This window comes from Ruegeria sp. J8 (assembly GCF_056531925.1).
Genome location: NZ_JBQFMR010000008.1, coordinates 113,176 through 139,427 on the forward strand (window position 1 = coordinate 113,176; position 26,252 = coordinate 139,427).

Annotated in this window: 18 protein-coding genes and 1 pseudogene; 13 read left to right on the plus strand and 6 right to left on the minus strand. The window is 55.1% G+C overall.

Annotated features, from left to right (window positions below):
• Positions 1 to 21: 21 nt before the first annotated feature.
• The 4 genes and pseudogenes from ACR0L1_RS16935 (at position 22) to ACR0L1_RS16950 (ending at position 3,266) form a co-directional block, all read left to right on the plus strand.
• Entirely contained in the window at positions 22 to 1,083 is a 1,062-nt protein-coding gene (locus ACR0L1_RS16935) for an LLM class flavin-dependent oxidoreductase (protein WP_480859980.1), read from the plus strand.
• Positions 1,080 to 1,859, plus strand: a complete 780-nt coding sequence (locus tag ACR0L1_RS16940; RefSeq protein ID WP_480859982.1) for an SDR family NAD(P)-dependent oxidoreductase — start codon at positions 1,080 to 1,082, stop codon at positions 1,857 to 1,859. Before ACR0L1_RS16935 ends, ACR0L1_RS16940 begins: the two co-directional genes overlap by 4 nt.
• A gap of 3 nt (positions 1,860 to 1,862) precedes the next feature.
• Positions 1,863 to 2,666 (plus strand): SDR family NAD(P)-dependent oxidoreductase, encoded by an 804-nt coding sequence (locus tag ACR0L1_RS16945; RefSeq protein WP_480859984.1) that lies wholly within the window; start codon positions 1,863 to 1,865, stop codon positions 2,664 to 2,666.
• 93 nt (positions 2,667 to 2,759) lie between these two features.
• Positions 2,760 to 3,266: pseudogene (locus ACR0L1_RS16950) on the plus strand (trimethylamine methyltransferase family protein).
• A gap of 140 nt (positions 3,267 to 3,406) precedes the next feature.
• On the opposite strand, the gene xylB reads toward ACR0L1_RS16950, so the two are convergent.
• Entirely contained in the window at positions 3,407 to 4,843 is a 1,437-nt protein-coding gene (gene xylB, locus ACR0L1_RS16955; RefSeq protein WP_480859986.1) for a xylulokinase, read from the minus strand.
• Between the two features lie 121 nt (positions 4,844 to 4,964).
• Here xylB and ACR0L1_RS16960 point away from each other — a divergent pair, with 121 nt between their 5' ends.
• The 7 genes from ACR0L1_RS16960 (at position 4,965) to ACR0L1_RS16990 (ending at position 12,502) form a co-directional block, all read left to right on the plus strand.
• Positions 4,965 to 5,990 (plus strand): LacI family DNA-binding transcriptional regulator, encoded by a 1,026-nt coding sequence (locus tag ACR0L1_RS16960; RefSeq protein WP_480504996.1) that lies wholly within the window; start codon positions 4,965 to 4,967, stop codon positions 5,988 to 5,990.
• Between the two features lie 95 nt (positions 5,991 to 6,085).
• Positions 6,086 to 7,387: an ABC transporter substrate-binding protein gene (locus ACR0L1_RS16965; protein WP_480859988.1), complete on the plus strand. Its 1,302-nt coding sequence runs from the start codon at positions 6,086 to 6,088 to the stop codon at positions 7,385 to 7,387.
• Positions 7,388 to 7,494: 107 nt separating this feature from the next.
• Positions 7,495 to 8,361 carry a carbohydrate ABC transporter permease gene (locus tag ACR0L1_RS16970; RefSeq protein WP_170375757.1) on the plus strand — a complete coding sequence of 289 codons (867 nt, stop codon included), beginning with the start codon at positions 7,495 to 7,497 and terminating at the stop codon, positions 8,359 to 8,361.
• Positions 8,362 to 8,373: 12 nt separating this feature from the next.
• The gene (locus ACR0L1_RS16975; protein WP_480859990.1) at positions 8,374 to 9,204 is read left to right on the plus strand and encodes a carbohydrate ABC transporter permease; all 831 of its coding nucleotides are present in this window, start codon (positions 8,374 to 8,376) and stop codon (positions 9,202 to 9,204) included.
• Positions 9,205 to 9,216: 12 nt separating this feature from the next.
• Positions 9,217 to 10,221, plus strand: a complete 1,005-nt coding sequence (locus tag ACR0L1_RS16980; protein WP_170773719.1) for an ABC transporter ATP-binding protein — start codon at positions 9,217 to 9,219, stop codon at positions 10,219 to 10,221.
• Positions 10,218 to 10,991 (plus strand): L-iditol 2-dehydrogenase, encoded by a 774-nt coding sequence (locus ACR0L1_RS16985; protein ID WP_170773717.1) that lies wholly within the window; start codon positions 10,218 to 10,220, stop codon positions 10,989 to 10,991. Before ACR0L1_RS16980 ends, ACR0L1_RS16985 begins: the two co-directional genes overlap by 4 nt.
• Entirely contained in the window at positions 10,991 to 12,502 is a 1,512-nt protein-coding gene (locus tag ACR0L1_RS16990; protein WP_480504989.1) for a mannitol dehydrogenase family protein, read from the plus strand. Before ACR0L1_RS16985 ends, ACR0L1_RS16990 begins: the two co-directional genes overlap by 1 nt.
• A gap of 126 nt (positions 12,503 to 12,628) precedes the next feature.
• On the opposite strand, the gene ACR0L1_RS16995 is transcribed toward ACR0L1_RS16990, so the two are convergent.
• From ACR0L1_RS16995 to ACR0L1_RS17005, 3 genes are all read right to left on the minus strand, one after another.
• Entirely contained in the window at positions 12,629 to 13,618 is a 990-nt protein-coding gene (locus ACR0L1_RS16995; protein WP_480859993.1) for a HupE/UreJ family protein, read from the minus strand.
• On the minus strand, positions 13,615 to 14,142 hold the full coding sequence (locus tag ACR0L1_RS17000; protein WP_480859995.1) for a peptidyl-prolyl cis-trans isomerase: 528 nt from the start codon (positions 14,140 to 14,142) through the stop codon (positions 13,615 to 13,617). The genes ACR0L1_RS16995 and ACR0L1_RS17000 overlap by 4 nt, the downstream gene beginning before the upstream one ends.
• 461 nt (positions 14,143 to 14,603) lie before the next feature.
• Positions 14,604 to 16,526, minus strand: coding sequence for a DUF3604 domain-containing protein (locus tag ACR0L1_RS17005; protein WP_480551937.1), 1,923 nt, complete (start codon positions 16,524 to 16,526; stop codon positions 14,604 to 14,606).
• A 691-nt stretch (positions 16,527 to 17,217) separates the two neighbouring features.
• Here ACR0L1_RS17005 and ACR0L1_RS17010 point away from each other — a divergent pair.
• The gene (locus tag ACR0L1_RS17010; protein WP_480859997.1) at positions 17,218 to 20,538 is read left to right on the plus strand and encodes an ATP-binding protein; all 3,321 of its coding nucleotides are present in this window, start codon (positions 17,218 to 17,220) and stop codon (positions 20,536 to 20,538) included.
• Between the two features lie 171 nt (positions 20,539 to 20,709).
• On the opposite strand, the gene ACR0L1_RS17015 is transcribed toward ACR0L1_RS17010, so the two are convergent.
• Complete coding sequence (locus ACR0L1_RS17015) at positions 20,710 to 23,220, minus strand: CoA transferase (protein WP_480860000.1); 2,511 nt, start codon at positions 23,218 to 23,220, stop codon at positions 20,710 to 20,712.
• A gap of 41 nt (positions 23,221 to 23,261) precedes the next feature.
• Entirely contained in the window at positions 23,262 to 24,929 is a 1,668-nt protein-coding gene (locus tag ACR0L1_RS17020; RefSeq protein WP_480860002.1) for a GMC family oxidoreductase, read from the minus strand.
• A 211-nt stretch (positions 24,930 to 25,140) separates the two neighbouring features.
• Here ACR0L1_RS17020 and ACR0L1_RS17025 point away from each other — a divergent pair, with 211 nt between their 5' ends.
• Positions 25,141 to 26,052 (plus strand): LysR family transcriptional regulator, encoded by a 912-nt coding sequence (locus ACR0L1_RS17025; protein WP_480860004.1) that lies wholly within the window; start codon positions 25,141 to 25,143, stop codon positions 26,050 to 26,052.
• Positions 26,053 to 26,252: the final 200 nt, after the last annotated feature.

The window sequence follows — 26,252 nt, forward strand, 5'->3', positions numbered from 1 at the left end:
CCAGACCGGAGCCCCAACGACATGGAATTTTCGTTGTTCAACCTGATGACCAAGCCTGTTGATGGCTCGTCGCATGCGGATGTGTTCAACCAGATGCGCACCATGACGAAAATGGTGGATGAGGCAGGCTTTGACGTCGCCTGGTTCGCCGAACATCACCTATCGAACTATTGCATCTCGCCCTCGCCGCTGATGACAGCCGCGAACATGGCTGCCCACACCAAACGGATCAAGGTCGGCCCTGCGGTGGTGGTGATGCCTTTCTACGAACCCTTGCGTTTGGTCGAAGATATCTGCCTAGCAGATCAACTGACCGAGGGCCGTCTGGTTCTAGGTCTGGGCACTGGCTATCAGCCCCGCGAATTTAAGAAATTCGGATTCGATATCGACGACCGTCTGATGCGCGGGCTGGAAACCTGGGATTGCATCGAACAGGGCGTCTATGGCGGCGTGATCGACTTTCAGGGCGACCACATTCAGATCAGCGACGCGGCCCTGTCCATCGCTCCGGTTCAAGATCGTATCCGCACCTTTGCCGTCGGAAACGCACCAGAGATGCGCCAGAAGATGATCGACTACGGGGCCGAAACGCTGACCACGCCGGCTATCGGACCAAACGCGATCGTGGGCACTGCGCGGCGGTTGTACAAGGAAACGCGCATCGAGAACGGCCTGACGGGGGATGATTTCCCCTTTGCGGTGCAGCGCTATGTCTATGTCGCTCAGGACAAAGACGATGCCCGTGCGGCAGCCGAGCAGGTGCTGATCCATGCCCGCATGGCCAACAACATGCGCCGCGCCGAACCGCTGATGGAGGGCGCGGACCTCAAGATCGTGCCCTTCGACAACGAACCGGATATCGACACGGTTCTGCAGCGCGCCATCATTGGCGATGCCGAAGACATCACGCAACGTCTCGTGGCCGAAGCGCGCGAGTTTGGCATCACGCATCTAAGCGTCTTCATGCAGATTGCTTCGATCCCCTTTGCCAACACCCTGCGCTCGCTCGAGGTGTTCTGCGATCAGGTCATGCCTGCGGTGAATACCGCGCTTGCGGCGGATAAGGCGGCCCTCGCCTCATGAGAGGGCCGAATTTCTCGCTGGCTGGCAAAACCATTCTGATCACCGGGGCCGCACGCGGATTGGGTGCGGCGATGGCACATGCCTGCGCCGCGCAAGGTGCGCAATTGTGCCTACAAGACATCAACGGCGAGGCCCTCGAAGCCACAGCAGACGGCTTACGCGCCGATGGAGCAACTGTCCGAACGGCCGCTTTTGACCTAACCGATTTCGACGCCTGCACCGATTGGGTGCAGGGTATCGGCCCGATCTGGGGTCTGATTAACAATGCCGGAATCACCAATCACGGGCACGTACTGGACCAGACGGTTGGTGACTACCGCTCGATCTATGATCTGCATGTCTTTGCACCCTTTTTACTGGCGCGTGAAACAGGCCGAGTGATGCGTGCCAATCAAGGGCCTCAGCGAGGGCGGATCGTTTCGATCTCGTCCATTGCCGCCACACATCCGCGACCGGGGGTCGGCAATTATGCCTCGTCCAAAGCGGCCGTCGCAGGTTTGACTCGGTCGCTAGCGGCGGATTTCGGTACGGACGGCATCTGCGCCAACGCCATTGCACCCGGCTATGTCCTGACCGAGATGAACCGTAAAATCCTGGGCGACGAAGGTTTCGTGCGCCGAATTGAAAACCGGACACCAGCAGCGCGGTGGGCGGATCCAGCGGAAATCGCGGCACCTGTGGCTTTTCTGATGTCCGAGGCCGCCTCTTACATCAACGGGCAATTGATCGCCGTTGACAGCGGTATGAATGCCTTTTTGCAATCCAATGAGGGATGACTGATGAAACGGTTGGAAGGAAAAGTCGCCCTGGTGACGGGTGCGGGATCCATGAAGGGTGGCATGGGCAACGGCAAAGCCACCGCCATTCGTCTCGCGCAGGAAGGCGCACGGATCTGTGCCCTGGATTTGCATCTGGCCGCGGCTGAGGAAACCTGCAAACTGATCCGTGCCGAAGGGGGCCGCGCCGTTGCGATGGCCGCCGATGTCACGCAGGAAGATCAGGTTCAATCATCAATTACTCAATGCCTGTCCGAATTCGGCCAGATCGACATTTTGCAAAACAATGTCGGAATCCTGAAAACCGGCGGCGCCATGGACAGCACAGTCGAGGATTGGGACATGCTGGTGCATGTGAACATGAAGGCGGTCTTTCTGCCAACAAAGCATGTTCTGCCTCATTTTGTGGATCGCAAGGAGGGAGTTGTGACCAACATTTCCTCGATCGCCGGGCTGCGTTACCTGGGCACGCCCTATATTGGCTATAATGCCACCAAAGGGTCGATCATTTCCTTCACCCGCAATCTGGCAGCAGAAGTGGCACCACATGGAATCCGCGCAAACGCGATTCTGCCGGGCTTTATCGACACACCAATGGCGCGCGATATCACCGAACAGAATGCAGAAGACCCCGAGGCAATTGACTGGGATGCGCTGGACAAGCAGCGCGCAGCACGCATTCCGCTGGGCCGAGTGGGCACCCCGTGGGATGTGGCCAACGCAGCCGTGTTTCTGGCCAGTGATGATGCGTCCTATATCACCGGCACTGAAATTACCGTCGACGGCGGCGTTTCATGCCGCGTGTAGAGGGACGATCAAGGCGCGCCGCACGGGTATTAGCCCAGAAAGCAGTGCAGACACGCCTTGCGCCAGCTGCATGCGTGTTTGAAACCGCTGGAAGTGCTGGACCCTGACGCGATCGCCTATCTTCAGCACTACCGCTTCGGAACCCCTGCGATGTATGGGCAATATACCGACTCGATCTCGAAAAAATCCAGCACACTAATGACAGGCATCCCCGAGGTCGCTTTGATCACGACAGCAATCGGTCAGCCTGCATGCAAACTCGACGTGCCTTGGCGAACCTCTTCTAACCATGTGTCCCCGAAGTCCTTTTGACGCGCAATCGGGCTATGAAACGGCTACAACCTTTACGTCTCGGGGCCAAACCTGGTGCTGCATTCCGGAGGCAGGGATACGGGTCGGCTGGCCATCTGCGATGGCAAGTTCAACGCCAAGGTCGCACAAAACCAGTTGATGGCGCGACATGCGGACGGGACATCAGTAGACCGGTTCAATGAGGCGCTTCAGCCCATGCGGCGGGTCGGACCAGTTGCGCGCTATCTCAGCGACCGTTTTACATTGGATCTTTTTCGCAGCGCCTTATTTGGACGGCGTCGTTTGTAAAGAACTGGATGCCTATGTTGCGCGTCGGGAATGAGAACATCAGCTACCTGCGCATTGATGCGTTTCTTGTTCGATGATATCGGAACGAGCCCACCGCAGCGCAGGCAGTTGGCCGAGTTTTTGGTGACAGTACACGGCTCCTATTCCGCCAAACTGACTGCCTGATAAAGCTTCCGAAACCGCGCCAACCGCTTGAACAATAGTGGCATATCTGCGGGATCGAACCTGTCCGATGTTGGTGGCTGAAGCGCAAGATCAGCTAAATCCAAAGCCCCATCACCACAAGCTGCCAACCGAGCTGCACCATAAGCCGGACCGGCATCAGCTCCGGTCGATCGCACAATTGGCTTTCCGGTCACAGTCGCAATCAATCTCAACAGAAGATCTGATTTGCTGCCTCCTCCTATCGCTGCGAGCTCTGGCAATTCTTCTATAGTGTCACCGAAACTCTGCGCCGCATCGGCAAAGCAGAAAGAAATCGCCTCCAACACGGAACGGCAGATGTCTGCGCGCGTTGTGGAATCCTCCAGGCCAAAGAAACAGGCTCGGATATGCGGATCGCCGTGAGGGCTGCGTTCTCCCGTCAGATAAGGCAGAAAAATTGGCACACGGTCCCCGCTGACCGTTTCGGCAAGCGCGACAACTTCGGCTTCGGAAAGCCGCAATTGGCCACCTATCCAGGAAATTGGTCGCGCGCCGTTCAGCATCGCCGCCATTTGGTACCATCGGTCGGACAGTGTGTGCGCAAAAGCATGCACATAGCGTTCAGGGTTTGGCTTGTAGCTTCGATCTGCCACAAACAGCTGTCCAGAAGTCCCCAAAGAGACAAATCCCCGGCCCGGTTCGGTGGCGCCCAAAGACACCGCCCCGGTTGCTGCATCTCCACCTCCGGCAACGACTGGCGTGCCGGGTTTCAAGCCGGTCTCAGTCGCCGCTTGTGGTGTCACAGACCCGACGATACTATGACCATCGTATACCTGCGGCAGCCAATCCAAAGCTACATCTGTGGCTTCGGCGATGCCGGCGTGCCAGCCACGCGACGCCTGATCGAGCCACATTGTCCCGGCAGCATCGGATGTATCAGTTCCCAATTCACCATGCAGCCGTAAACCGATGTAGTCCTTGGGGAGCAGGATGTGGGCCAGTTGGGCATAGTGCTTTGGCTCATGCTGTTTTAGCCATGTAATCTTGGGCGCGGTGAAACCCGGCAAAGGAAGGACCCCAGCGATTTGACCAATCTGCGGCAAGGCCTTTCGCAGTTCGTCGCATTCCTGCGCCGCCCTGCTGTCATTCCACAGGATTGCCGGGCGGATTGGGCGCAGATCGCGGTTCAGCAAAACGGCCCCGTGCATCTGACCTGACAACCCGATGCACTTCACCTCCGACAGCGTAACTTGCCCAGAAATTTGGCCTAAGGCGTCGCGTGTCGCCTGCCACCAAAGATCCGGGTGCTGCTCTGACCAACCGGGTTTAGGAGAGGAAGTCTTTATACTCACCGAAGACGTTGCAAGAATTCGACTGGAATCCGCGCAGACAAGCTTGACCGCTGACGTACCGATATCGATCCCGAGATACATTCAAACCCCTTACCTGCACAAAAGTCCGGAACTTGTCTTGCTATTGATCTTTTTAGCGCGCGCAAAGAATATGTAAAAATAGGATAAGATCAAGGCGGCTGAGATACGCAGGCAGACTGGCATGACCAAGATAAAGAATATGGAAGAGTTCGCAGCCCTCAGCGGGATCTCGCGACCCACGGTGTCCAAGTACTTTCACGACCCAGACAGCGTTCGCCCAACTACACGGGCACGCATAGAAGAAGCGCTGGAACAGTTCGACTATCGCCCGAACATCTATGCTGTGAACCAGAACCGCAAGCTGACCAAGAATATCGGCATCGTCGTGCCCTACCTGGCCGATCCGTTTTTCGCTGAAATCGCGCGGTATCTAGAACAAAGCTGTATCGCAGCCGGGTACCGCCCGTTTCTGTTCAGCTCTCATGGCGAACAAAAACTGGAAAACGAAATCCTGGACGGCTTACAATCCTTGAAACCCGCGGGCGTTTTGTTGGCGCCTTTGGGACGTATCTCAGACAAGTCTGCTATTGAGAAATTCTGCGCCAGTGTGCCAACGGTTCTGTTCGACAGTAACCTCGATGGATTGGGCGCAGCGTTTATCGGGTCCGATAATTTCAGCTTTGTGTCCCAGACCGTAGAATACATGACTCGCACCGGCGAGCCGCCTTCGTTTTTCGAAATGCGGACACCTGCGAACCCCAATGCCAACAAGCGACGCAAGGCTTATGTCAACGTAATGGATCGGCTGGGTTTTGAGCCGCATGTGATCAAAATCGAAGGCACAGGTTGGGCCTTTGAAGAGATTGGCCGAAAGGGTGCGCTCAAGGCTTTGGATGAACGCAAGCTGCGCACGGATTCAGTTCTGTGTAGCAATGACCGATTGGCCATTGGCTTTCTGGCGGCGTGTTTCGAACAGGGGATTCGCGTTGGTAGGAAAGACGATTGTACACTGCGGGTGGCGTCGAACGACGATCATCCGTTTGCAAAATTCACCTGCCCGTCACTGACGACCGCCGCGCATGACTATGACAATGTGGCCGCGCGAAGTGTTGAAACACTTTTCGAACTCATTGAAAACGGTGGGAAATTCGAGAGCCGAACAGAAACTCTCTTCCCTGCGCGATTGGTGCTGAGGGAATCTGCATGACGATCTAAAATTAACGCGCGTAAAGTTTTTATTGACGGCGCGACAAATCCTGAACTAGGCTCTCTGCACAGCATCCAAGCTCAGGGAGGACAGGGATGTACTTGAAACACGCACTTCGTGCGGCGACTGCGCTAACGTTCGTCGCAACGGCAGCGGCCCACGCACAATCCATAACGATCGCAACCGTGAACAACGGCGACATGATCCGGATGCAGGGTTATACCGACAAATTCACCGAAGCGACGGGCGTTGAAGTCGAATGGGTGACGCTGGAAGAGAATGTTTTGCGCCAGCGCGTGACCACCGACATCACCACCAAGGGTGGTCAGTTCGACATCATGACGATCGGTATGTACGAGACCCCGATCTGGGGTGCGAACGGCTGGCTGGTTCCGCTGAATGGTCTGTCCGAAGATTATGATGTCGGTGACATCCTACCCGCGATGTCGGGTGGTCTGAGCCATGAAGGAACGCTCTATGCGGCACCGTTCTATGGCGAAAGCTCGATGATCATGTATCGCACCGACCTGATGGAAAAAGCAGGCATGGAAATGCCCGAAGCGCCAAGCTGGCAATTCATCAAAGAGGCCGCGGCGGCCATGACCGACCGTGACGCTGACATCAACGGTATCTGCCTGCGCGGCAAAGCCGGTTGGGGTGAAGGCGGCGCGTTCATCACTGCGATGTCCAACTCATTTGGCGCGCGCTGGTTTGACGAAGACTGGAAGCCTCAGTTCGACCAGCCAGAATGGGCCGATACGCTGAACTTCTACGTTGAAATGATGTCGGAATCTGGCCCTGCAGGCTATGCCACCAACGGCTTTAACGAGAACTTGTCGCTGTTCCAGCAGGGCAAATGCGGCATGTGGATCGACGCCACCGTTGCGGCGTCATTTGTGACCAACCCCACTGACTCGACCGTGGCGGATAGCGTTGGATTTGCACTGGCCCCCGATACCGGACTGGGGAAACGCTCCAATTGGCTTTGGGCGTGGGCACTGGCCATTCCGGCTGGTACACAGCAGGAAGACGCGGCCAAACAGTTCATCGAATGGGCAACGTCAAAAGACTACATCGAGTTGGTGGCTGAAAACGAAGGTTGGGCGAATGTTCCGCCTGGTGCGCGCACCTCTTTGTATGAGAACCCGGAATACCAGAAGGTTCCCTTTGCCAAGATGACGCTGGACTCGATCCTGTCCGCTGATCCGAACAACCCCACGGTCAAGCCGGTTCCGTATGTTGGCATCCAGTTCGCTGCCATCCCGGAATTTGCAGGCATCGCGACCCAGGTCAGCCAAGAGTTCTCGGCAGTCTATGCCGGACAGCAAACGGTTGAAGAAGCCCTTGCCAAAGCGCAGGCCTTCACCGCCGAAGAGATGGAAGCCGCAGGGTACTGAGGTTTTCTCCCCGCGGGCGGGCAGTAATCTGCCCCCCGCTCCCCCCCTTCCACAACTCGCGTTTTTCTCGCAGGCTGAGTTATGCCTGAACAGAGAGGTCTTGCGTCATGGCTACCCAGCATTCCCGATCCGTTGCTCGCCTGATGATGGCACCTGCAGTGGTCCTGCTTCTTGGCTGGATGCTCGTGCCGCTGACGATGACGCTGTACTTTTCTTTCAAGAAATACCTGCCGCTGCGCGGTGGGGATCTGGGCTGGGTCGGGTTCGACAACTATGTTCGGTTCGTATCGTCCAGCTCTTTCTGGCCCGCGGTACAGGCAACGCTTGTGATTGTCGGAGGGGTCCTGGTCATTACTGTTATCCTGGGCATCCTACTGGCGATGCTGCTGGATCAGCCGATGTGGGGGCAAGGTGTTGTCCGCATTCTGGTGATCGCGCCCTTCTTCGTCATGCCCACAGTGTCTGCGCTGGTCTGGAAGAACATGTTCATGGACCCGGTCAACGGCCTGTTGGCCCATCTGTGGCGCTTTTTCGGGGCCGAGCCGATCTCATGGTTGTCCGAGGCGTCTATGACCTCGATTATCATGATCGTGTCTTGGCAGTGGCTGCCCTTTGCGACGCTCATCCTGCTGACTGCGATCCAATCGCTGGATAGTGAACAGCTGGAAGCGGCCGAGATGGATGGTGCCCCCGTTCTGAAGCGCTTCTACCACATCATTCTGCCGCATCTGAGCCGCGCGATTACCATTGTGATCCTGATCCAGACAATCTTTCTTCTGTCGATCTTCGCCGAGATTTTCGTGACCACCGGCGGCGCGTTCGGCACGCGCACTCTTACCTACCTGATCTTCCAGCGGGTGCTGGAAAGCCAAAATGTTGGCCTTGGATCAGCCGGAGGTGTCTATGCAATCATCTTAGCCAACATCGTTGCCATCTTCCTGATGCGCATCGTCGGCAAGAACCTGGACGCGTGAGGAGGTAAGACCATGGCCCGCGCTGTCACAACCCGCCGCAAATCGCTGAATACCGCCCTCGCTTGGGCCGTTGGCTTGCTGATCTTTTTCCCGATCCTGTGGACCATCCTGACCAGCTTCAAGACCGAGGCACAGGCGATCGCCAGCCCACCGCTGTTCTTGAACTTCAACTGGACGTTGGAAAACTACGCCATCGTGCAGGAACGCTCGGACTATATGCGGTTCTTGTGGAATTCGGTCATTATCGCCGGTGGCTCGACTGTTCTGGGTGTCATCATCGCGGTACCCGCAGCATGGGCCATGGCCTTTGTGCCGTCCAAGCGCACCAAGGACATTCTGCTGTGGATGCTGTCCACCAAGATGTTACCTGCCGTTGGCGTGCTCTACCCGATTTACCTGCTGTTTATCCGTTTGGGCCTGCTGGACACACGCGGAGGGCTGGTGGTTGTCCTGATGCTGATCAACCTGCCCATCATCGTCTGGATGCTATACACTTACTTCCACGAAATCCCCGGCGAAATTCTGGAGGCCGCGCGGATGGACGGCGCAACGCTGAAAGAGGAAATCCTCTACGTCCTGACCCCCATGGCCATCCCCGGCATCGCCTCAACCGTTTTGCTGAACTTCATCCTGGCCTGGAACGAGGCATTCTGGACCCTCAACCTGACCGCTGTCGACGCGGCCCCGCTGACGGCCTTCATCGCCAGCTATTCCAGCCCCGAGGGCCTGTTCTTTGCCAAGCTTAGCGCTGCCTCGACCATGGCCATCGCTCCAATTCTGATCCTTGGCTGGTTTAGCCAAAAACAACTTGTCCGCGGCCTGACCTTCGGCGCTGTGAAATAAGGAACACGACACATGGGACGTATTCAACTCAAGTCCGTGACCAAAAGCTTTGGCGATGTGCAGGTCATTCCGCCGCTGGACCTGACCATCGAAGATGGCGAGTTCACCGTCTTCGTTGGCCCCTCGGGCTGCGGTAAATCCACCCTTTTGCGTCTGATCGCTGGATTGGAAGATATCACCTCGGGCTCTATCGACATTGACGGCGCGGACGCCACCGATGTCCCGCCCGCGAAACGAGGGCTGGCGATGGTGTTTCAGTCCTATGCTCTGTATCCCCATATGACCGTGCGCAAGAACATCGCCTTTCCCCTTCGTATGGCGAAACTGGATCAGGCCGAGATCGACAAGCGCGTCGAAGGCGCGGCAAGCGTCCTGAACCTGACCGATTATCTGGACCGCCGTCCAGGACAACTTTCGGGCGGCCAACGCCAGCGGGTTGCCATCGGGCGCGCGATTGTGCGCGAACCAGCGGCATTTCTGTTCGACGAACCTTTGTCGAACCTCGACGCGGCGCTGCGGGTCGGCATGCGGCTAGAGATCAGCGAATTACACGAACGCCTTGCGACCACCATGATCTACGTGACCCATGATCAGGTCGAAGCCATGACGATGGCCGACAAGATCGTCGTCCTTCAGGCCGGAGTAATCGAACAGGTCGGCAGTCCGCTGGAATTATACCGGACACCTCGAAACCTGTTCGTTGCGGGTTTCATTGGCTCCCCCAAAATGAACTTCATCGAGGGCGAAGAGGCCGCGAAATACGGTGCTCAGACCATCGGAATAAGGCCTGAACATATCACAGTCTCAGACACCGAAGGGGACTGGTCCGGGGTGGTGAGCGTTTCTGAACATCTGGGCTCGGATACATTTTTCCATGTCCACGAAACCGGGCTGGCCGACACAATCACTGTCCGCGCGGATGGCGAGGTGGGTTTCCGCCATGGCGACCGCGTTCACCTGACACCGCGCGCTGATGTGATCCACCGGTTCGACGCGAAAGGCTTGCGGATCGGATGACACGTCTGGCTGGTAAAACCGCCCTGATTACTGGGGCCGCGCGCGGCATAGGGCTGGCCTTTGCAAAGGCCTATGTTGCGGAGGGAGCCCGTGTCGCCATAGCCGATATCGGCATCCAGCGCGCGCAACAAGCCGCGACTGAGATCGGCGCATCTGCTCTTGCCGTGGAAATGGACGTGACAAACCAGCCGAGCATCGACAACGCCATCGCCCGCACGACGGCACATTTCGGGCCGATCGACATATTGATCAACAACGCAGCGATCTTCACTGCCGCTCCGATTGTTGAAATTGATCGTGCCGACTATGAGCGTGTCTTCGACATCAACGTTGCCGGTGCCTTGTTCACCATGCAGGCCGTCGCCCGCCATATGATCGCCCATGGTACTAAAGGTCGGATCATCAACATGGCATCGCAAGCTGGGCGGCGTGGAGAGTCTCTGGTTGCCGTGTACTGCGCCAGCAAGGCCGCGATCATATCCTTGACCCAGTCTGCAGGCCTGAACCTGATCCCACATGGGATAAATGTAAACGCGATAGCTCCGGGTGTGGTGGATGGCGAACACTGGGACGGTGTAGATGCGTTCTTTGCCAGACACGAAGGAAAACCCCTCGGACAGAAGAAACGCGAAGTGGCCGCTGGCGTACCCTATGGTCGCATGGGCCGGGCCGAAGACCTGACCGGCATGGCCGTGTTTCTCGCCTCTGACGAGGCAAAATACATCGTTGCACAAACCTATAATGTCGATGGCGGAAATTGGATGAGCTGATGAACCCTGTGGCACACGCAACCCCTCCGATCCAGCTGCGGCGAGACAGGCTGGCAGACTTGCCAGCAACCGTCAGAACCCCTGCTTATCAACCCTCGGACTTGACGCCCGGTATCGTTCACATCGGCCTTGGAAATTTCCACCGCGCCCATCAGGCTTGGTACATTCATAAGCTTATGCAGCAGGACCAGGCCCGCGATTGGGCCATTATAGGAGCAGGAGTACGCAGCTATGACGCCGGGATGCGCCAGAAGTTGCTGGCGCAAGATTGCCTGACCACGTTGATTGAGCTGGATCCACAAGGAATATCCGCAGAGGTCATAGGCCCGATGATCGACTATCTACCGATTGAGGCTGGCAACGCTGCATTGATCCGCGGGATGGCTGATCCGTCTATCCGAATTGTATCTTTAACTGTAACTGAGGGCGGCTATTTTCTGGATGCCAACACCGGCGCTTTCGACACGGATCACGATGATATTCTCCACGATGCGGCAAACCCAAATCACCCCCGCACCGCTTTCGGCGCCATTGTTGCAGCGCTCGGGATACGTCGTGCAAATGGCTTGACCCCCTTCACCGCGCTAAGCTGTGATAACCTGCAGGGCAACGGCACTATCCTTCGAAACTGTATCGTTGGGTTAGCGCGCCTGTCGGACCCTGATCTTGCCGATTGGATCGACCGGAACGGCGCATTTCCCAATTCGATGGTGGATTGCATCGTGCCAGCAACGAGTGATCAGGTGATTTCACAATGCAACGCACTTGGTATTGATGACCGCGCCCCGGTTTCACACGAGAACTTTCGCCAATGGGTCATCGAGGATAACTTCTGTGCCGGACGACCATCACTTGAACAAGTTGGAGCCACCTTAACCGAGGATGTTCACGGATATGAGGCACAGAAGCTGCGCATATTGAACGGAGGCCACCAACTGCTCGCCAATGTTGGAGAGATACTAAACGTCCCGACAATTTCTGCTTGTATGCAAGACCCTGACATATTGGCTTTTTTTGAAAAAGTCCAAATCGAAGAAATTCTACCCCATGTCGACGCTGTTCCTGGAACGACCCCGCAAGAGTACCTTGGGTTGGTTGAACGTCGGTTTGAGAACACTGCAATTCACGACACAACGCGCCGGGTCGCGTTCGACGGATCAGCGCGACACCCTGGGTTTGTGCTGCCCTCGATACGCGATGCAATTGCTTCGGGCTCTTCCATAAACGGGCTTGCTCTAGCAGAAGCTTTTTGGTGCAGAATGTGCGCAGGGGTTCGCGAGGATGGCTCAGAAATCGCCCCTAACGATCCTGTTTGGGAAAATCTGAGAAAAACGGCGCTGGCGGCCAAAATTGATCCCGGACTTTGGCTTGAACAGGACCTGTATTGTGGCGATTTTGACCATAACACGCAGTTTGTGGCTGCTTTTGCTCGGTGGTTAAACGAGATCTGGAAAAATGGGAGCAAAGCGGTTCTAGCCGAATTTGTCTCTCACAACTCTTTATCCCATTAGCTTCCCACAACTCCAATCAAGCACCGCGGCGCAACTTCATCTTCGCACTTAGAACGGCATTGTCCTCTCCAACACAGAATCTAACGAACGATACTGGTACAGCGAACTTTGGAACATCATCACGATCTAAAAACCGCCAACTCGTTCAATGAGCCAATACATCGACACTGAACCAATGCCATAAGCGGTAACAAGCGTTGCGGTTTGGCTGATCGGAAGTGCTGTGAACCGCCAAACCAAAACCAGAACAGCCAAAGCCCCGACAAAACTTAGTTGTCCGGCCTCGACGCCAAGGTTGAATGCAAGCAAAGCTTCAGGAATGTCGTTAGAGGGAAGCCCTATCTCGGCCAAAGCGCCTGCAAATCCAAGCCCATGCAAAAGCCCAAACCCGAAACATACGATCCAGGGTTTCTGTTTTGAAAGTCGGAACCGACCTTCGCCGCCCTTTACAATCTCCATCGCCAAAAAAACGATGGAAAGCGCGATAACGGCTTCGACCGGTGGCCCGGGAACATTTAAAACTCCGAGTGTTGCCAATGCCAGTGTAATCGAATGGGCAAGCGTAAAGGCTGTTACGGCTCCCACCAGCCTCCAGGGATCGCGGACTAGAATAAACAGCGCGAAGACAAATAACAGATGGTCCCAGCCTTCCAGAATATGTTCAAAACCCAACTGAAAATACGCGATGAAAACAGACCATGCTGTCTGATCATAAGGTATTTTCTGGACAGTAATATCTGAGGTGAAACGGAGTGTAGCAGACTCGGCCTGAAGGGGATGCCAGCGGAACAATACATCGTTTTTTTGGGATTCCAGCCCTTCGATTGTAATGGATTGACCCGTGACATCCGCGCGGCACTCCACAATCCAGCTAGAAACCCATGCTCGCCCATCGGACATTGGATCAGGTCCGCTGGCAGGCGTACAGCTATCCGGCAGCACCACGTCGATCGCCATTGGCTGACCGTTCACGTCTGGCTTACGCCAATGAACACTCCAGGCATCCGGTGAGATTTGACGAATTTCTAGATATCCCGGATCAAGCGCATGTGCGGCTGCATTGCCGGCAGACCAGGCAAACAGCAGAGCATACAATAGGCCAAGTATGAATTTCATTTGGCCTGACCTGTGAAATCGGGTGCAATGATCTCATAATTGCCGGCAAGAGCCTCATACTGCGCCTGCGCCAGATCTTCGCTCATGACGCGGCGCCAATCCCGCAGCACTTCATCGTAGATATCTGACAATGGAGGTATCCGGCTTGGCTCGATCTTCAGCAGCTGTACCAGGTGGACCCCGTAGCCTGATTGGATTGGCCCCACCCATCGACCTTCTTCGAGATTGACGAAACCATCGGAGAACCCGGTTCCGAAGACGGAGTCGATGACCCGCGTCGCGGTCAGCGGCATCGACGCAGGCAGCAATGTCGCGCGGTCCAAGTCGGATACCTCTTGTTCCGCTCGCAACGCGGACAATGCCCTTTCGATGTCGGCGTCACTTGGCTTTTCACCAAGAAAAACCTGAGTGAAGGCAATCTTTTTTGGTGTCGCGTAGCGGTCCGCATTTTGCTGGAGGAAAACTTCTAGATCTTTGTCTGCAGGTACAACTGACGTGGCCATGGCTTCGGTCAAAAAATCCATCTTTTGGCTCAGGCGCGATCTGATCACGCTATCCCCGCGATCCAGACCAAGCTTTCTCGCTTCCCTAACCAGAACCTCTTCGCGGATGGATGCATCGACCAAAGCCTGAAGCTCGGCATTGCTGGGCCGACGTTTCCACCTGGCTGCGAACTGTTCAGCTAACCGCGCGGCATCGCTTTCGCTTATTGCTATGGCCTCTGGATCTGCGATCAACTCGTCATTCGGAGAAACAATGTGAAACCAAATGAATATGGCGGCTCCGATCAAGAAGAAATGGAATAGAGGTTCTTTCACTATTCGCATGAAGGCTCCTGCGTGAAACGCCATCCGGCGATATGTTTTATGCTGGCTTCAGTCAGTTAAATTTTCCAAGGAATCGTAGCCCACGACGTTTTGCAGCTCAGGTGAGAGCAACGCGGCAAAGGTTGCTGCCTCATTCTTCAAACGCGTGCGAAGAAACGTCACTCTGCCGGTGTATACCAAATCGGCGAAGAGTACGCGCGTTCCTGATGCGTAAGCACCGCATCCTCTGGTAGCTCGGCACCAAACCTCAATTTGTCGTACAGTATCCAACGTGGCGTCGGGATTTCGAGCGCACGTACGTAGTAGAATGCGCGCGCATTTGGATCGAAATCAGGATCAGACCAAACGGTTACAAGTTCGGCGGTCCCGATTGTGTTGGTCCAACTTGCGGTTTCGGTATCCACCGTGTTGCCAACCGCAGGGATTTTGCCGTTTTGATCAGCAACTCGATCGTCCGACCATGCCACATCGTAGACCTTCTCCTGCAAAGCACCTTCGGAGTCCAGCCATCCCTTAATCACCTGCACACGATCCAGATTGGCCCCAACCGGGTCGCGTAATGCAGCGATCAGGAATGAGGGTGCTCCGTCGCCCTCATTAGGGCGCATGTCGGAACCCATTGGAACGCCCTTCGTGTAGCCAACATTTGCAATGAAGCGGGTTTCAACATCGGCGTCATTGAAATCCCATCCACCAAAGAAGCGCAGACCAATCCGTGGCCCCGTGGTCGCGTAGGTTTCGCGCCGCTTGAACGCATCGAAAATCGCCGCACGCGTATTTTCAGTCGCCCAAACGGCCGTGTAGCCGGACGCGACAAGGAGGTCGCCGGGAATTTCGCCAAGATCATTGGCGATGAAAGGATGCTTGATCCTTGTGGCCGAAGGCTCGACGCTGACGGATTTTCCGAAGAAGTTATCTTCTTCGGCGGTCGCCAGAGATGTATGGCTGTCCGTCGCGCCTCCCATGCCGAACTTATAGGGGTTCACGCCGAACTTTTCTTCCAACATCAAACCGCGCTTCAATGCCTCGCGGGCGTATTCACCAGCCAGCATGTCGTCGGTTTTAAGTTCAGAGATATCAAGATTGCCGACATCCCAGTTTTCGTAATCCGCAAATTCATCATCAGGGCTCAGGAAGGGATGCGCTTCGCCGTCGCCCTTGATCTGAGTGACCTCATAATGCGGCTCCCATTTAGCGCGGGCAGCGACGTATTCTTCGTCAACCTTTCCACCGTGATAGGTGTCTTCGGTTGGGAACATCCATCCATTTGACAAGTTGCCATTATGAGCGAATGCAACCGCGCGCCCGCCTGTTTTCTGCTGATACTCTTCAAGCCAAGCATAAAGCGCCTTTGGATCTGTATCACCATAAGGGGGTTGCGTGACCGGAGGTACCATTTGAAGCGCCCTGATAGGCCCATCGCGCAGCATAACGTTCCGGTGCAGGTTGAAGCCTTTCGGAACCGACGTCCACTCGAACCCAATGAAAGCGGTGAAATTGCCAGGGTCGTTGTGTCGTTCAGCCGCCAGAACGATATTTTCCCAAGTAAAGGCAAAAGCATCAGCGCCCGGACTGTATGATTCAAGTAAAACTTCCGGCAGAGTCATCTGTGAGAAGTTGGTAATAATGTCGAACGCAGCCTTGCCAGCTTCTTCTCCACCCGCTTTGTAACCATTGTACCACTCCAATCCTTTTGGATCGGCGAGAACACCGGGTTTGCCTGCCTGCAGATCAGGTGCAAATCCCATCAAGTCCGTGTGGTCCGTAAGAACCATCCAATCCAAAGGCCGGGCCAGTCTGACAGGCTGGCCCGTCGAAGAAATGACTTGCTCACCTTTGGCAAAGCGCCAGGCTTCGTCCGGCAGCAGAGTGTTTCCAAAGGCTCCGGCGTCCAATGAAAGTCCCGTGTGAAGGTGAGTGTCCCCCCACAAGGGGCGTTCCGGGAAGGATCTGTTGGCATAGGGAGAATAGGGTTGCTCCGAGAACAAGCCCTCGGCAGCCTCCTGACTTGGGACAGCGTCAGCAAGGACACTAACCGGCGTCAATCCTAGAGCTGTTAAGCTTAGAAGCATACGAAACATTGTGACCTCCCAAATCAATTTTTACCCGGCAGCGTGGGTGATTTACGTCGCATCGGACTAATATTCGCATTTCTTTATATCATATTGATTTTGTTCTTCGGAAAGATTCTTGTTTCGTTGTGACGGTGCTAGAAATGAGACAGGCCAAAGACCCCTTTCCTAACATCGTTCAAATGACAGTTTGCCAACAAACTAAGGTCTTTATCCTACCAATCTATATGGTTGGAACGTTGCTGGTCGATTTCCTTAAAACAGACTGGACGGTCATCTCGTTCTTGACGCCCGAGAAAGCTTCCTACTGACAATTTGGAGTTTATCTGAGAATCGACTCTCGCGTGATTGAGCGGCAATCGAAGCACGACATTGCATGATAAACGACCTTAATTGGCCGCAATTTAAGGGAGAAGAGTTCCTTCGTTGGTGCGATGGCATAGGTAGAGTTCCAAATCATCGACCACATTGGGACCAGATGAAGCGGCTCGCTTGGATCCGACTTTGCATCCAGTAACACGTCAAGAGAGCCAATGAAGCCCTTGACCTCTTACAAAACGGTAGTCTTCACTAAACAAGAAACTGATCATACTGTTGGACAAATGAGCCACCGGTCATTTGACGGGTTAAGTTAACAAGGAGATGCTTGCTGGCAGTGCGCATTCAGAGATCCTGCTCCTAACGCAAGCAATACCAATTGATGTCCGAAACAGCGTCTTGGCTAAATAAACATGGTTTGTCCAAGTATGCCGCCGCTTTTGCCGAACATGAAATTGAACTTTGCGACCTGTCTGAACTATCTGACGAAGACCTTGTAACAATCGGACTTCCGCTGGGGCCGAGAAGGCGTTTTCTGAAAGCCGTTCGCGCAAGCATGGAAATGGGGCAGCGCCCGCCCAGCAATAGCAACAGCGCCGAGATCGTGGCTGAGCGGCGACAACTTACTGTAATGTTTATCGATCTTGTCGGTTCAACGGAAATAGCGCAAAGCGTCGACCCGGAAGACTTGGCTGATGTTCTTCGACTTTTCAAGGAAACCTGTGCTGCGGCTGTTGCAGCGTATGATGGCCATATTGCCAGCTACTATGGCGACGGGATTATGGTTTTCTTTGGGTTTCCCCACGCCCATGAAGACGACCCGGAGCGTGCTATTCGTGCCGGTCTGCGCATCATTGATGAGATGCCAGATGTTCGCACCCACGCGAAACTCAACGTTCGGATTGGGATAGCAACCGGGTTGGTTGTGGTCGGCGATCTGCGCGGCGAAAAGATGTTTGAAGACGGAACGGCGATGGGTGAGGCACCCAATCTGGCCGCGCGTCTTCAAGCGATGGCGGATCCGGGTACGATGATCATCGCCCCAACCACTCATCAGCTGGCGGGTGATGCTTTTAAATACGTTCTGCGCGGTGCGTTTAAACTCAAGGGTTTTGCTAAGGAAGTCGAAGCCTGGCAAGTAACCGGGGAGCGGGAAACAGTCAGCCGATTTATGGCGATCGACAATATTTTGCTCAAGCCCTTGGTCGGTCGCACCGCGGAATTGGAGGCGCTGAACGACAATTGGGCTTTGGCCGGTGATCGCCAGGGTCAGGTTGTGTTGGTGTCAGGTGAGCCGGGAATTGGCAAGTCGCGGCTGGTAGAAGAATTTCGGCAGAACATCTCGGACTTGCCCCACAAGCAAATGCGATATCAGTGTTCTCCATATCATTTTGCGACTTCCCTGCATCCCATCATTCGCCAACTTGAGAATGCAGCTGATCTTCGCGCGGACGAGCCAAATCACGTTAAGCTTGAAAAAATCCGCGGCGTGTTGAGCGATCAATCGGACGATGCTTTGAAGTTGGCAGGATCCCTATTGTCTGTTCCGTTTGAAGATCATTTGGGGCCTATAGATCTGACACCGCAGCAGATCATGGAACAGTCGCTGGAATTGTTGCTGGACAATCTTGCGTCAGAGGCTGACGGTCCTCCAGTTCTCTTCCTTTTGGAAGATGCCCACTGGATTGATCCAACAACCAAATTGCTGCTTGATCGGATGGTGGATCGAATTCGCAACCTTCCGGTGCTGGTCGTCATGACCTTCCGGCCCGAGTTCGATCCAGGTTGGACACTGCAATCCAACCTTACGAAGGTTGATTTGAAGCAGCTAAACTTTCGACAGGTAAAGAGCATTGTTGACGAAGTCGCCAAAGGCGAGATGGTCGCTGAAGAGATGTATGACGTGGTCGCGGCAAGATCCAACGGCGTGCCGCTATACGTTGAGGAGGTGACGAAAGATCTCCTTGAATCTGGCGTCCTGACCAGGGGAAGGGACACCTACACGATGGGCGGGGCATCGCCGGCAAACTCGGTGCCCAGTACGTTACATGATGCATTGATGGCACGCCTTGATCGCCTGAGCTCTGCCAAAGAGGTCGCCCAGATTGGCGCTGTAATAGGCCCTCAGTTTACTTTTCAATTGATCTCAAAAGTGGCGAACGTAGGCGATGGTGCGTTGCGCGCAGGACTGGAACTTTTGGTTGAGGCTGGCATAGTAACAGCGTCTCGTTCAGAAGGTTTTGAAACCTTCAGCTACTGTCACGCCCTTATTCGTGACACCGCTTACAACAGCCTTCTAAAGCGGGAACGTCGGGTTCTACACTCTCGTGTCGCGCAATATTTGAAAGAAAAGTCGGCTCATACGGGTGATGCAAGCCCGGAAATTCTGGCTCATCACTACACCATGGCAGGCATGTGTAAGGAGGCTGTGGACTATCGTTATCTTGCAGGTCAGCGAGCAGTCCAGCGGTCTGCTAACATTGAAGCAGGCACGCAATTGTCCCTGGCGATTGAGCAGCTTGGCGAAATGGATCAAAGTATCGAGCGGGACCGCAAGGAAATTGAGGTTCAGGTTCTCAAGGCCGGTGTCTTACGAACGACCGCCGGAATAGCCGCCGACGAAACCGGTTCTGTTTACGAAAGAATACGCGACTTGTGTGAACGCGTTGAAGAAACAGAGCAGCTATTTCCAGTTCTGAATGGTTTGTATTCCTTCCATTTGGTGCGCGCCGAGTATGATTTGGCCAGGAACGTCGCGGCGCAATTGCTGGATCTGTCGACCTCGACTCGTGAGACGCAGCATCAGATGGTGGCGCATCGCGCAATGGGCGCAGTTCTGTTTCATATTGGTGATCTGGAGCCCGCATACGAGCATTTAAGCAAAGCACTGGAACTCTACAGCCGGGAACGTGATGCACATCTGGCTTACATCTATGGATCCGACCATGCGGCGATTACGTCGTGTTTCCTAAGCTTGGCAATGTGGATGCGCGGGGACCCAGACAAAGCACTTGAGGTTCAAATGCTGGCGGTTTTGGGTGCAAAAGAGCTGGAGCATGCTCACAGTATCGCGCAGTCTCTGACCTATCTATGCATGCTTCATCTGTTGCGCCGTGAACCCGAAAAGGTGCTGGAGATCGCAAAGCAGCTTGACGGGCTGTCAGCCAAGCACTCATTCACATTCATGTCTTTGACTGCGACCTTGTGGCGAAGCTGGGTGAAAGCCCATGTTTCGCCAAACCAAGAATCGATCGATGCGTTACACGAAGCGTCGATAGCGTGGTGGGAGAGTGGTGCGGGAAACTACAAACCATTCTTTCTGACACTTTTGGCGGAACTCACATTGAACATAGGTGACCGAGATAGGGCCCTAAATTTTCTGGCTCAGGCTCGTGAACAACAGCAGTACACAAATGAAGGATGGGCCCGATCTGAGACGGATCGAGTCTACGCGCTGGCACGTTGCGACAATGAATTGGCAGAAAAAGAATTTCGTGGGGCACTAGCTACTGCAAGAGAACAGAAAGCAAAGATGCTTGAACTTCGAACATCCGTAGATTTCGCAAAACAATGCAAACTATTTGGACAGGCGCATAGGGCGATATCTGATGTTCGCACTGCTTTGGATGGGATTGCTGGAGGTGAGACTACGATCGATGTGATTGAAGCAGTCAAGCTCCTTGATCAACGACCCGCAAACTAAGTTTCTTGTTTTCTTGGGCATTGCGCGGCTCTATCGCTTGCGAAACTCTTTCGGAAGAAATGCGCGCTGCAACGGTCGCAAAATTAGCTGTACTCTATGTCATCCCAGAGCCGCCAATCGCAAAAAGCAAGCTTGCCCCTGTGCCCTGCCACAAGCGACCTTGCCATTCGTTTAGCTCGGCAAATATTCCGCACTCCACGACTCTGCAACATCGCCAGATTTGATCATCACTTCGATGGCCTCCTCCACATAACCGAGTTCACCGAGGATCATGCGGGTTGAAGTGCCAAACTTCTCGGATGGCTCGACTGCAAATACCTTTGCACGGGTTGGGCGCACTGCGTAGGGGTCAAGTTGTGTTACCTCATGACCGCTGGGGTGGTCGGGGTAAATCGAGAAAGAGTAGCTGCCATTTTCAGTGCCCGGTGTACCATCCGCCTCGCGTGAATTCCTCGCGCGCAAAGCGTCGAGATTTTCGCAGATTGCCACGCCGATATCAGCCGATTGCAGTTTTTCCACCCAATCCGACGCAGGAAGGGTTTGGAATGCTGTCGCAAGATAGGCGGCACGGTCTTCTTCTGGCAGATCAGGCAGTTCCTCTAGGCCCTCGACTTTTCGGAACCGCGGCAGATCGGCTTCGTAGGCACTGAGCAGCACATAGCGCCCCGACGCGGTACTATAGAACCGTGTCAGAGCATCATAGCCATTTGCCTCGGGGCCCGACGGTTCGTCGAAAAGCCCTCGCCCCTTGTAATCAAAAGCAAAGGGGATTTGCAGAAGACCGCTATTAGCATTGAGCGAGGTGCGACCGCGCCCAATCCGACCGAAGCGGTATTTCTGATAGAGTGCTGCGGCCACCCCAAGTGCGCCACCAAATCCGCACATAACGTCGATCGTGCCCACATGGGCGTGTTCCTCTGGTCGGTCCATAGCACCACCAAAGCGCAGCATGATACCGGTTGTCGCCTGAACCAAGTCATCGTAGCCGATGTAGTCAGTACGCGTGCCCCGGCGCACGCCGCTGAAACAATCGAGTTTGCAGAACAACGCATCCGGGTTGAGTTTGCGCAGGTTGTCAGCATCAAGACCCATTTTCTTGATCTGATTGTCCGGTGCGTTCCAAACGATAACGTCGACGGATTTAACAAGATCCTCGAAAACCCGGCGTCCGTGATGAGAGGTGATATCTGCTAGAATGGAGCGCTTGCCGCGCATCTGGGACATGCCATAGATGACGGTGTTCCAACTGTCATACATCGGCACGGAGGGGTCGAGCTTGATCACCTCGGCCCCGAACCGCGCCAGATAACTGGCCGAATGTGGGCCCGCGATCACATTGCATAGGTCCAGAACCCGTACGCCGGTTAACCACCCTACTTTCGCGGTTTCTTCAGAAGGGTCTGGGATCTCGGTGCGGTGTTTCTTCAATATTTTCAGCGCTTCGTCGAAATCGACCCATCGACGGGGCTCCGGCTGCAATGCCACTTCGCCGCTCTCTTCCATCCAGACCACTGGGCCGGGTTGCGTCATATCACCATAAATCGGGTCGTGAACGTCGATCATCAGACCCGAAGTCTCGGCGTATTCGTCATGAATCCATTCCTGTAGCCAGCGCTGCGGCGCTCCGGGGATCAGGCCCCGGCCGAACATTTTTTTCCATTCGTGCGATGTGCGGGTCATAAAGACCTCTTTCATACGCGCCGCGATTTTATCGGCCCAGAATTTGGGCATCGGATAGACCCCGAGTGAGGTGTCGTGCGACCATTCCGACCAAGGTTTGTATGTGTCTTCTTCCGAAGTCAGCCCGTCAGCAACCAACTCGTCATAAATGCCGAGTACTTCCAGACAGCGACGGGCGTGGTTCTTGTGGCTGGGGCAAACGACGTAGAACATGCGCCCGTCCTTACACATGTAACTGCGGAAGAACGGGTCCAACAATTCCTGCAGTTCTTCATATGCAACGTTCATCGGCAGACCTTCGATACGCCGACGTTCAATCTCGACCTCGCGCTGGGTCAGATAGCGCTCGGGCATGTTTTCTACCTTGATCGAGTTGTAACAGAGCCCCTCCATCACGGCGGCTGCCAGCGGAACTTCGATCTGGTCGCCAAGACCTGTTACCTGCCGTGATTGCAAAGCCAATACCGTAGCCGACGCGGCGATCTGCGAGGCATAAGCCGAGGCAAGTGGCAGGGGAGAAAATGACGGGTTCAGCCCCATTAGCACTCGGTTTAGCCCCATGTCGGTAAATACGCCCGAACTTGCCGCGACGATGCTTTCGTAGGCCCGAAGTTCGCGCCGTTCTTCGTCATTTGATGCAAAACCGGGGATCGAGATCGTGATCAATTCGGGCCTTTCTTCGCGCATCGCGGCAAAGTCCATTCCAAGCGCGGCCAACTTACCCGGGCGGAAGTTCTCGACGATAATATCGGCCTCGGCGCAGAGCGTTTTGGCTCTCTCCAACCCCTCTGGCGTCTTGAGGTCCAAATTAACGATCACCTTGTTCCGGTTCAGTGCAGCATTTGCCGGGCTGTCCCAAATCGGACCGCTGGGCGGATCAATATGCACCACGGTTGCCCCCAAATCGCCCAGCAACATTGCGACGGCAGGGCCCGCGATATACTGGCCGAAATCGACGACCTTCACACCGGTCAGCGGAAGATTGGAAAACGAATTGCGCATGGATCCTCCGGGAAACTTTTACGTCCGGATGCTGACAGGTCTTATTGACCCGCCAGCATCCAGCCCGCGGCTTTTTCTGCGATCATGATAGTGGGCGAATTGGTGTTACCGCTGGTAATCTCTGGCATGACCGAGGCATCAACCACACGCAGACCAGCCACCCCCTTCATGCGTAGATACGGGTCAAGAACGGCGGTTTCATCGTCCTCGCGCCCCATTTTGATCGTGCCGACAGGGTGAAAGATCGTGCTGGCGATGTCGCCTGCCAACCGGGCAAGTTCCTCGTCAGTTTGATATTGGATACCCGGTTTGAATTCTTCCGGCTCGTAAGCTTCCATCGCGGGCTGCGCCATGATTTCGCGCACCTGCCGCAGGCTTTGGGCGGCAACTATGCGGTCTTCGTCTGTGTCAAGATAGTTGGGCGAAATCTGAGGTGGCTGACGGAAATCCGAAGACGCAATACGGACATGCCCGCGACTGGTCGGATTCAGGTTACATACACTGACGGTAATGGCCGGGAAGTCATGTAGGTCTTCGCCAAAGGCTTCAAGGCTCAGCGGCTGGACATGATATTCGAGGTTGGCATGAGGGCGCTGAGGATCGGATCGAGTGAAAGCCCCCAGTTGGCTGGGCGACATGCTCATCGGGCCAGACCGCTTCAGCACATATTCCAAACCGATCTTGGCTTTGCCTACCAGAGAATTGGCCAAGGTGTTCAGCGTCCGAGTGCCCTTTACCTTGTATACCGCTCGTATTTGCAGGTGGTCCTGCAGGTTCTCACCAACGAAGGGCGCATCCATTGCTACGTCTATCCCGTGCTCTTTGAGAAGCGCCGCTGGGCCTATTCCAGACAGTTGCAGGATTTGCGGAGAGTTCACGGCACCCGCCGACAGAACCAACTCCTTTGAGGCTTGGACCGTAACGGGCTGCCCTTTGTGGTGGACAACCGCGCCGGTGCAACGCAACGCGGTGTCTTTGCCATTCTCAAAGGTCAGTTTCTCGACCTGCGCCTCGGTCCAGATCGTCAGATTTGGGCGTGACTTGGCCGGGCGCAGAAACGCCTTGGACGTGTTCCAGCGCCAGCCCGAGCGCTGGTTGACGTCGAAATAGCCCACCCCGGCATTGTCACCCGTGTTGAAATCATCCGTCTTGGGAATGCCGTTCTCAACGGCGGCATCGGCAAAACTGTCCAGAACATCCCAGCGCAGCCGCTGTTTTTCGACCCGCCATTCGCCACCATGCCCGTGCAGGTCGGAAAACCGGCTGTTGTCACCAGTGCTCGGGTCGGCGCCATCGTCTAGCTTGTAGTGGTTCTCATGAGCCTTAAAGTCGGCCAGCGAGTTGTCCCAACTCCAGGCCTCTTCATCGGTGAGCTTGGCCCAATTGTCATAGTCGCGGGCCTGACCCCGCATATAAATCATCCCGTTGATCGAAGAGCATCCACCCAGCGTCTTTCCGCGCGGATACAGCAGGCTGCGACCGTTCAGCCCCTTGGCTGGTTCGGTTTTGTACATCCAGTCCGCGCGCGGGTTGCCGATGCAGTAGAGATAGCCAACAGGGATGTGTATCCAAGGATAGGTATCGGCCTTACCCGCCTCAAGCAGCAAAACTCGGTTCTTGGTGTCAGCGCTCAGCCTGTTGGCCATCAGGCACCCGGCCGATCCGCCACCAATCACGATATAGTCGAACCTGTTTGCGCCGTCAGACATCCGTGTCGTCCACCTATTCAGTCGTTGCTTCGCCTTATGCGCACCGGAAAGGAAATGGATTCCGATTTTCTTGTACGCGACCCTTTCATTTACCTCCGAAGTTCGGGAGGCTGTTCACCTGGCCCCGCATCATTGGCTTCACTGATCTCTGCGCGAGAGGCACACAAAAATCTAATGACAATTCGCACAATGCCATATTAGTAAATTTTATATGGACCGGTTTTCGAATATTAACACCATTCTGGCCTTTGTAACGGTGGCCCGTGAAGGCAGCGTTTCCCGCGCAGCCGAAGTGTTGAACCTTACCCAGCCGGCCATCAGCCATCAGATCAAGCGTCTTAGCGAAGAGACTGGACTGACGCTGTTCAACCGAACCGCAACTGGGTTGCAGATCACCCATGACGGCGCTGCGGTTTTGGCAAAGGCGAAACAAGTCCTCGATGCAGTCGGTGATTTCCAACGCAGTGCCCGCCAGCGTATTGGTCGTTTGAGTGGAAAACTGACGATCGGCACGATCGTCGATCCAGAGTTCATTCGCTTGGGCCGTCTATTGGCGCATCTGCGATCAGAGCATCCTGATGTCGAAACCGAGTTGGTACACGGGGTCAGCGGGGACATCCTGACATGGCTCAGACGAGGTCGCGTCGATGCCGGGTTCTACCTGTGTGGACCCGATGACCTTTCCAGTATTGGGTCGGACGGCGGTGATCCTGTGCACGCCATAAAGCTGGCCGATTTTGTGTATCGCGTGATCGGGCCAGCTGGCTGGCAGAAGCAGGTGGAAGAGTCCGACTGGCCTTCGCTTGCAGCCTTGCCTTGGATTGGCACTCCCGAAGCCTCTGTCCACCATCGCTTGCTGGCCAAGATTTTCGAAGATCAGGCCAGCCGCCCGAACGTGGTCGCATTGGTGGATCAAGAAGCTTCGATGCTTGAAATGGTGAGATCCGGGATTGGCCTGAGCCTCTGCCGCGATTCCATCGCGCTCCATCAAAAACAATCCTTTGGACTTGCCGTCTGCAATTCTGTTTCAGTTCCTGCGTGCCTGTGCTTTGTGACGCTAGAACGGCGCAAAGATAACCCGATGATCGCCGCAACATTCGACCTACTAGTTCGGTCCTGGTGATCGCACCAAGCGGACGGAGCCTGATGTGTCAATGGACGCCACTTTCACATTCCTTGTGAACATGGTGCGGGCTGGAACCGGGCAAATGATTAATCCCAAGCTGGTCGAGCTACGGCGAAGACCAAGCGAACGGCTTTGTTTGCGCGAAAACTGCGTCCACAGATATCATGTCAAAGCTGTCGCTTGACGCCATCGGTCGA

Bases quoted from the DNA above. Each gene is read 5' to 3' on its own strand.
- ACR0L1_RS17015 (WP_480860000.1), bottom strand. From the start codon at position 23,220: ATGCGCAATTCGTTTTCCAATCTTCCGCTGACCGGTGTGAAGGTCGTC.
- ACR0L1_RS16935 (WP_480859980.1), top strand. From the start codon at position 22: ATGGAATTTTCGTTGTTCAACCTGATGACCAAGCCTGTTGATGGCTCG.
- ACR0L1_RS16975 (WP_480859990.1), top strand. From the start codon at position 8,374: ATGGCCCGCGCTGTCACAACCCGCCGCAAATCGCTGAATACCGCCCTC.
- ACR0L1_RS16970 (WP_170375757.1), top strand. From the start codon at position 7,495: ATGGCTACCCAGCATTCCCGATCCGTTGCTCGCCTGATGATGGCACCT.
- ACR0L1_RS17010 (WP_480859997.1), top strand. From the start codon at position 17,218: ATGTCCGAAACAGCGTCTTGGCTAAATAAACATGGTTTGTCCAAGTAT.
- ACR0L1_RS16980 (WP_170773719.1), top strand. From the start codon at position 9,217: ATGGGACGTATTCAACTCAAGTCCGTGACCAAAAGCTTTGGCGATGTG.
- ACR0L1_RS16965 (WP_480859988.1), top strand. From the start codon at position 6,086: ATGTACTTGAAACACGCACTTCGTGCGGCGACTGCGCTAACGTTCGTC.
- ACR0L1_RS16995 (WP_480859993.1), bottom strand. From the start codon at position 13,618: ATGAAATTCATACTTGGCCTATTGTATGCTCTGCTGTTTGCCTGGTCT.
- ACR0L1_RS17005 (WP_480551937.1), bottom strand. From the start codon at position 16,526: ATGTTTCGTATGCTTCTAAGCTTAACAGCTCTAGGATTGACGCCGGTT.
- ACR0L1_RS16960 (WP_480504996.1), top strand. From the start codon at position 4,965: ATGACCAAGATAAAGAATATGGAAGAGTTCGCAGCCCTCAGCGGGATC.
- ACR0L1_RS16985 (WP_170773717.1), top strand. From the start codon at position 10,218: ATGACACGTCTGGCTGGTAAAACCGCCCTGATTACTGGGGCCGCGCGC.
- ACR0L1_RS17000 (WP_480859995.1), bottom strand. From the start codon at position 14,142: ATGGATTTTTTGACCGAAGCCATGGCCACGTCAGTTGTACCTGCAGAC.
- ACR0L1_RS16990 (WP_480504989.1), top strand. From the start codon at position 10,991: ATGAACCCTGTGGCACACGCAACCCCTCCGATCCAGCTGCGGCGAGAC.
- ACR0L1_RS17020 (WP_480860002.1), bottom strand. From the start codon at position 24,929: ATGTCTGACGGCGCAAACAGGTTCGACTATATCGTGATTGGTGGCGGA.
- ACR0L1_RS16940 (WP_480859982.1), top strand. From the start codon at position 1,080: ATGAGAGGGCCGAATTTCTCGCTGGCTGGCAAAACCATTCTGATCACC.
- xylB (WP_480859986.1), bottom strand. From the start codon at position 4,843: ATGTATCTCGGGATCGATATCGGTACGTCAGCGGTCAAGCTTGTCTGC.
- ACR0L1_RS17025 (WP_480860004.1), top strand. From the start codon at position 25,141: ATGGACCGGTTTTCGAATATTAACACCATTCTGGCCTTTGTAACGGTG.
- ACR0L1_RS16945 (WP_480859984.1), top strand. From the start codon at position 1,863: ATGAAACGGTTGGAAGGAAAAGTCGCCCTGGTGACGGGTGCGGGATCC.